The 7,029-nt window shown below is 34.3% G+C and carries 5 protein-coding genes; 1 reads left to right on the top strand and 4 read right to left on the bottom strand.

The features are described 5' to 3' along the window. Positions 1–165: 2,3-bisphosphoglycerate-independent phosphoglycerate mutase (locus SGJ10_05305; protein ID MDZ4757540.1), on the bottom strand; the 165-nt coding region annotated here is incomplete at its 3' end. Positions 166–285: 120 nt separating this feature from the next. Continuing rightward, positions 286–1,830: a tail fiber domain-containing protein gene (locus SGJ10_05300; protein MDZ4757539.1), complete on the bottom strand. Its 1,545-nt coding sequence runs from the start codon at positions 1,828–1,830 to the stop codon at positions 286–288. A gap of 450 nt (positions 1,831–2,280) precedes the next feature. On the opposite strand from SGJ10_05300, the gene SGJ10_05295 reads away from it, so the two are divergent. Beyond that, positions 2,281–5,130, top strand: a complete 2,850-nt coding sequence (locus SGJ10_05295; GenBank protein MDZ4757538.1) for a PKD domain-containing protein — start codon at positions 2,281–2,283, stop codon at positions 5,128–5,130. 141 nt (positions 5,131–5,271) lie between these two features. Here SGJ10_05295 and SGJ10_05290 read toward each other — a convergent pair whose 3' ends face one another. Together SGJ10_05290 and SGJ10_05285 are read right to left on the bottom strand one after the other, a co-directional pair. Then, complete coding sequence (locus tag SGJ10_05290; protein MDZ4757537.1) at positions 5,272–6,015, bottom strand: IS4 family transposase; 744 nt, start codon at positions 6,013–6,015, stop codon at positions 5,272–5,274. Between the two features lie 284 nt (positions 6,016–6,299). Further along, positions 6,300–6,560 (bottom strand): transposase DNA-binding-containing protein, encoded by a 261-nt coding sequence (locus tag SGJ10_05285; protein MDZ4757536.1) that lies wholly within the window; start codon positions 6,558–6,560, stop codon positions 6,300–6,302. Positions 6,561–7,029 lie beyond the last annotated feature (469 nt).

Genomic DNA, 7,029 nt, shown 5'->3' with positions numbered 1-7,029 from the left:
TTCGCTATTGCCATGGTCGGCGGTAATGAGTACATTCCAAAATTTTGCAATGGCTTGTGCTACAATTTGTTTGGTGCAATCATCTACTTTTTCTATAGCCTTTACCACGGCCGATAAAATGCCTGTATGCCCCACCATATCAGGGTTTGCAAAGTTTACTACAATAAAATCAAATAATCATTATACCATTATTAACGGTAAAGTTTATATTGCCTATATTTTTGGACAAGCCCATTTTTCTGAACAAACAGTTTTACCATAACTTTTAATTCATTTTATTAGATTTTACTCACCTATTATAATCATTTTCTTAGTGTCAACTTCTTTATCATTGCTCAACAATGTATATAAATAAGTACCTGGCACAAATTCTTTCCCTTGTATTTCAATGCTCCCATTTCCTGCGTTATTTATATTGTACTTCTTTATTTGTTTACCTGTTAAATCACTTATTACAAGAATGTTTGAGGTGCTATTAGAAGGTAAATAGAATTTTATCAAAGTACTACTTCCAAAAGGGTTTGGCACATTTTGTTCTAATTTTGGAACATTATTTAATTGAGGAATAGTATTGTTTGTTCCATTGCATGGTTGAAGGCAGCCTATTTTATCTTTCAATTGTTGTATTTCTTCATTTTGATTTTCTATCATAGCCTGTTGTTCTTGCATAGCTTGGGTTAGCACAGGTATTATCATATCATAGTTTACTGCCTTAAAGCCATCTGCGTCTCTCACAGCTTCTGGTAAAACTTCCTCAAGTTCTTGGGCTAAGAATCCTATTTGATTGTTTTTGGGTAAATTAAAAGGTATTTGTTTGCCATTTTCATTAAGCATAATATCTTGTTTAAAAGTATAGGTAACAGGTTTAAGTTTCATAATCTTATCAGTTGCAAATGCTAGTGGCTTTATATTGTTTTTTAGATTTTTGTCTGATGCAGTCCATTGACTAGTACAGTAAGCATCGCCATTTACTTTCAGGTCCCAACTGCTGCTTACAGCACAATTTATTGAAGTGTTACCCTCTATTTTCAAGTCATCCCCTATATGAGTTTGTGCCCAAGGATTTATTGTCCCATCACCCAGTACAATAAAGTTTTCAGCCCAACCTCCTTGGTTTACTACTATTGCTTTTGTAGATAGGTTCTCTACTTGGAATACTGCACAATAATTAAATGGGCCATTTACTTGTTGCTGTGCCCTAAAGGGAGTTATATCATTTGAAGTAACAAATAATTTTTCCTGAGGTGCTTTACTGCCAATACCCACTCTACCTGTTGAAGTGAAGGTAACTGCATCTAAACTCGTACCTAAAGTGAGATTGTTAAACTGAAATTGTAAGTCATTTGGTACTATTGGATCTGCTTCATTATAAGACCACCGAATATATGCGTCCATAATGCCACCACCGCTTGGCCTTTTCATTAACCCAAAGGTAGCACCATATTTATCAATGCCGCAAGAAAGCCCATAGTCAAAATACTCATTCGGTATGTTATTTCTGTGCATACCCAATGTTCCCCACACGTTACCAGTACTGTATGCACCATAAGTGCCTTCATGTAAATGCCCAAAATTGGAAGTGTTCAATCCGGGACCTATCGGAATATGTTTGAGATAGAGTTTAGTGCCGCCGGGATTAGATGTTGATAGTCCGATTCCTACATTTCCGTCTCTATATATCTCTTGAGTATGATTGTTAGCTCCCATAGGTAGCCATACTTGTGCTACTAAAGGACTTACGGCAAAACAAAAATAGAAAGAGAGGCAAATAAAACTTTGCTTCAATAGGTTGCCTTTTGGGGCTTTAAAAGTAATTTGATGTGTGTTCATTTTATTTATTTTGTTTTTAAGTGAGCCACAAATAACCTAAGTAAGCTGTATTGAAACCAACAACTATGGGTTGTAAATAACAACGTATAAAAGTAAAAGACAACCAAAATAAGTATTATGGAGTCTAGAAATTAAAAGTGGCAAAAAAAACATTTGCAAAAACAAATTATCACGTATACTTTTGCATCACAAACTTTAAAAAACTTAAACTTATGGAATCACTCTCTAGCATCATTCGTCATTCAAGGCAATGCAAAGACTACAGCCAATATTACATAGCCCAACAACTTGATATTAGCCAACAGGCATACAGTAAATTAGAACGACGCCCTGAAAGGTCAAATTTTTTATTGGTGTATAAAGTATTAAATTTGCTTGATGTGGATATGAAGCATCTCCCCCCCCATTCAACACACCAAGGATCAAACTAATAAATAATACATCTTTAGCATGCACAAACTATCCCCCAAATTTATACTTTTTTTATTGGCAACAATCAGCCAATTGTTGGTCCGTGCACAAGTAGGATTTAAAAAGGAATATGGAACACCTTCTAATGAGCAAGGTTGTTTTGTTACAAAGATGGAAGGAAGTAAAATACTGATAGGTGGAATAGTATTAACAGACAATAAACGAAAGGTACAACTACTAAAATTAGACTCATGTCTGAATGTTGAATTTAATAAAGAGTATCAAGAAAATGATGTAGAAGGAATTGGCGGTAATGGTCTAGGTACGAATTATTTTGATCACTTACAAAATAATAATTTAATTTTATGCGGAAATACTGGAAAATTTAGTGGCAGTAATGGATGCCCATTTGTAATGGAAGTGGATAAAAGTGGTAACACGGTATGGTCTAAAGCATATAGTAATATCAAGGGAGGTATTTATTGGAACGTAATACGTAGAAGTGCTAGCGGGTGTTATTACACTTCGGGTGGAGGATATTCTGATTTTGGTTTTTCGATAAATAAAATTGATAGTGCAGGTAATATACTTTGGATGAAAAAAATATCATCAAATATCGGCTATGCGCTCGTTCCTTCTTCAATTATCCCTTTAATTAATGATGAATTTGTAGCAATAGCTCATCTTCAATTAGGATATCCACATAGCATAGCTATATTTAGGTTTGATAGTTCTGGTAATTTAATTTGGAAACGATATATTGTTAGCACCAAACCCTATGAGGATTTATATCCAAATTCTGCAACACTACTTAATCAAAAGATTATAATTTGCGGCTATGTAAATGATTCTGGTAGTAATCAGGGTTTAATGTTAGTGTTAGACTTAAATGGGAATACAAACATAGTGAAAACATATAAATTTAATGACAGTACTGTTATGTTTAGTACGCCTTTAATTACAAGTGATAATAATATTTCAATCATAGGCATTTCTCAACCTCAACCAAACAAAGTTGTGTCCGCCGCACTTATTAAAATTGATACTATGGGTAATTTTAAATGGGCAAAGAAGTATAATGATAGTAACAATGCTTTTTTTACATGTCATCTACAGACTGAAGATGGGGGATACTACCTGCTTGGCAATAAATTAAGTTATATAAACAACCAGGATTTTTATTTCATAAAGGTAGATAGCTTGGGTAAGTCGGCCTGCGATTATGAAGATATAAATGTGGTGGTAACTGATAGGACTTTTAAAATAGATACAAACATTAAACTTTATGATTCAGTAATAACAGATATGGTGACCTATCCCATGTATATGAAAGTGAAAGATGTGGCTGTAAGAGAACGTACCTATTGTAACACGCAAGAACCATTTGCTGGTATAGGCTCGGCTTTAGGGCAAGATACTATTATAGTATGCGATACTAATATATATCACATTGTTAACTTTAAAAGCAACCCAAATAGCCAATACTATTGGAGCACAGGAGATACCGACCGCAGGGGTATTACTGTTACACAAACTGGCACGTACAAATTGCGTGTGGTAAAAGGTATATGCGAGAGTATTGACAGTGTATATGTTATAATAGCTCCCATGGACAATATAGTATCAACAAGGGATACATTAATTTGTGCAGGTAATCAAATAACATTAAACGCACAATTAAAAAATGGAACCATTGCCAATATATATTCATATAGTTGGAGTACTGGTGATACAACTCAGTATATAAAAGCTAGTGCTGCAGGAGTATACAAGGTTACCATAAAAAATCAGTATGGATGCAAGTTGATTGACTCTTTTAAAGTGATGTTTATAGATTCTCTTAAAATTACAAATAAGGAAGATACAATTATATGTGTTGGACAGCAAATAGTATTATATATTAATACAAAAGGAGGGGCCATGGCAACTATAAAATACAATTGGTTTGATATGCAAGGCAATATAATTAGCAATAATAAAAATTATAATACGGGTATATTAAATACAACAACTAGTTATATATATTCTGTATCGGATAAGTGTTTAATATATACAGATACTGTTACCATTTATGTACGTGAACCATTACAAGTGCAGTTTACTTCACCCATTGATATATGTAGAGGAGATACTGCTGCGTTATTTGTAGAAGGAAGCGGTGGAGATAGTCTCGCCTATAATTATAATTGGGATAATGGATTAAAAAAGGGAAAGTCGCAACATGTTTTTCCTACTACATCAACGCTATATAAAGTAACGCTACACGACAATTGCACCTTGAAGGACGATACAGCTACTGTTATGGTAAATGTAAACAGTCCAACTGCATTTTTTGATGCAGTGCCTGATCGAACAACTATATTTCATCCTCAGATCGTTTTTAATAATAAAACAGTAAATTCAAATAATTCAAACTGGTACTTCGGAGACGGAGATTCTTCGTTGAATCAGAAAAATTTTTCTCAGTATCATAACTATAGAGATACGGGAACCTATAAAGTTAAACTAGTGGCAAGCAACAATTTTGGTTGTTTAGATTCAAGCATTAATACTATTATCATTGCTGATACCTTTACTTGTTATATACCTAATGCCTTTTATCCCCAAAGTAAAGTTGGCAACCATATATTCTACCCAATAATTAATGATGCCAAAATAATTGATATGAGTATATATAATAGATGGGGAGAATTAGTATATAAAACCCCTATAGGGTGTGAGCCTATTAATGGCAAATATCAAGGAGGAAATGATTGTGCAGTATGGAATGGAAAGTTTATGAATAACTCCTCAGATTGTGAACAGGGAATCTATTTATATACGATTACCTTTACTGATTTTTCAAATTTCAAACACGACTTTATGGGGTACTTATATCTAATTAGGTAATACTATTTCTTAAACTATAATAGTTCTCCGCCTGTGGCCTATCGTGTGGACACATTTCTATTTAGTTCCCACCCCTGCATTGCAATTTTATAATATCTGAACCCTAGCCAAAGTGTTGTTATTCCTGGGTGTCTTTTCCATTCAGATCCTTTCCACCCACCCATTCTTGCTATTACCCATACATATCTTTTCAGATCTTTGTTTTTTAAAAGGGTTTTTTTGCTTTTCGGTTTTCCCTTCGTAGTACCCAATTTGGTGTTCTAAAAATTCTTGCTCTTCCTTATTAAAACATATTTCAGCTTCCAGTTCTATTTCTGGTTCTTCATAGGCTAGTCTCATTAAAAATAATTTGATGATTACCTCTAATAGCAATAGTGATAATTTTCGGACGGATGATGCATATTCTAGTTCACTGGCTTCTATATTAAAGCCTTCTTTTTTTAGTACCTTAAAGACCTCTTCTATAGACCATCTCCAACTATACCATTCTACACATTGTTTTGCTGTTACAATATCTGTTACAGGTATCGAAGTTAGCAGACGCCAGCAGATTTTATCCTTTCCACTATAATTAATTTCTTTTGCTTCTATATAATACAAATCTGTTGTTTGCTGTATGTCTTTGCTTGTATGTTTTGTTTTTAAAATTGACACCTTTTGATACCTAATTTCAATTAAGGCTTTTCGTTTTTTTCTTCCTCCTTTTCCCTCCACATCAATAGTATAAGAACCCTGACATTCCTGGTCGTCACAACAACTATATAGCTTTTGGTTATTTGCCATTGTCCTGTCTGCCCTTGACCTAATTAATAGGTCAGTTTTCGCATCAGGGATTAAGGCAAACTGCTCATAGATATCGCCTTCCCTGTCTTGGATAATAACCATTCCCTCACAATGTCTGACAGGGCAGATTTTGTGTTCTCGGATGTTTCAATCCATTTATATGATTCCTTATCTTCAATAGGCAATATTTTTTCTTTCGGTTTGCTCTAGGTATATAATCTAATGACCTGTTCCATATTTTAACTGTGGCAAAACCATAGGGTATTCCACTGTATGCGTCAATAACAAAGCTTGGATGAAGAAAAAACCTAACCCCTGAGTGTTGTTCGAATTAGTAGTACCTATATCATTATTCTTGTGAATCCTGTTGCGATGACCGCTTAAATTTATCTCTGTTGAGTCTTGTGTATGCATATTACATACTTATCTGCACAAGCACTCCTACAATTGTTAAGCATGTTCGATATAATATCTTCTTCACTTACCCTGTCATTCTTCAAAAATCTATAAAACCCTTTTGCTTCAGAATCAGTAGAGCATACTTGTCGTATTGAATGAACATTCTTTTGAAATAAGTCTAGTAATATTTTATTGCCTCGGTAAACTAATCGTAAATCGTCCAAGTCTGTAAACTCTCTCTTTTGCATATATGCAAAGATAAGTAATCAATTTTGTGTCCACACGATAGGTCTGTGGCGGATTAGTTTTTAGAATGGTAATGCCGAACTACATCCCGAAAGCCCCGCTTAATCCCGATAATTATCGGGATGCGGGGGGATTAGTCCCCTTTTTTTGGACTATTATATATTGAGTTTCGGTATAATTTATATGTTGAATATTCAATCTGGTAGTGATAGTAAGGCTTTGAAGGTTGTACTATAGAAGTAGGACGTCATTCTGAGCCTCGGAGAAAATTGCAAAAATTATACTAATATTTTATCGAGGCGAAGAATCTTTTAATAGCGTCCACGATTCAACAGATTCTTCGAATTGAAGCAATTCTCAGAATGACGTTAGTCCACCAAGCTTCTCCCCGTCATTTCACCAGGCTGTGGCAAATGCATCAAATGCAGAATTGTTGGAGCTAAATCCGCCAACTTACCATTATGTATTTTC

Source organism: Bacteroidota bacterium (assembly GCA_034439655.1).
In the GTDB taxonomy this organism is placed as follows: domain Bacteria; phylum Bacteroidota; class Bacteroidia; order UKL13-3; family UKL13-3; genus CANJUD01.
This window is presented reverse-complemented; position numbering and strand designations above follow the sequence as displayed.

What these genes read in the sequence shown, in the direction of transcription:
- SGJ10_05300 (MDZ4757539.1), bottom strand. Translation starts at nt 1,830, where the DNA reads ATGAACACACATCAAATTACTTTTAAAGCCCCAAAAGGCAACCTATTG.
- SGJ10_05295 (MDZ4757538.1), top strand. Translation starts at nt 2,281, where the DNA reads ATGCACAAACTATCCCCCAAATTTATACTTTTTTTATTGGCAACAATC.
- SGJ10_05290 (MDZ4757537.1), bottom strand. Translation starts at nt 6,015, where the DNA reads ATGGTTATTATCCAAGACAGGGAAGGCGATATCTATGAGCAGTTTGCC.
- SGJ10_05285 (MDZ4757536.1), bottom strand. Translation starts at nt 6,560, where the DNA reads ATGCAAAAGAGAGAGTTTACAGACTTGGACGATTTACGATTAGTTTAC.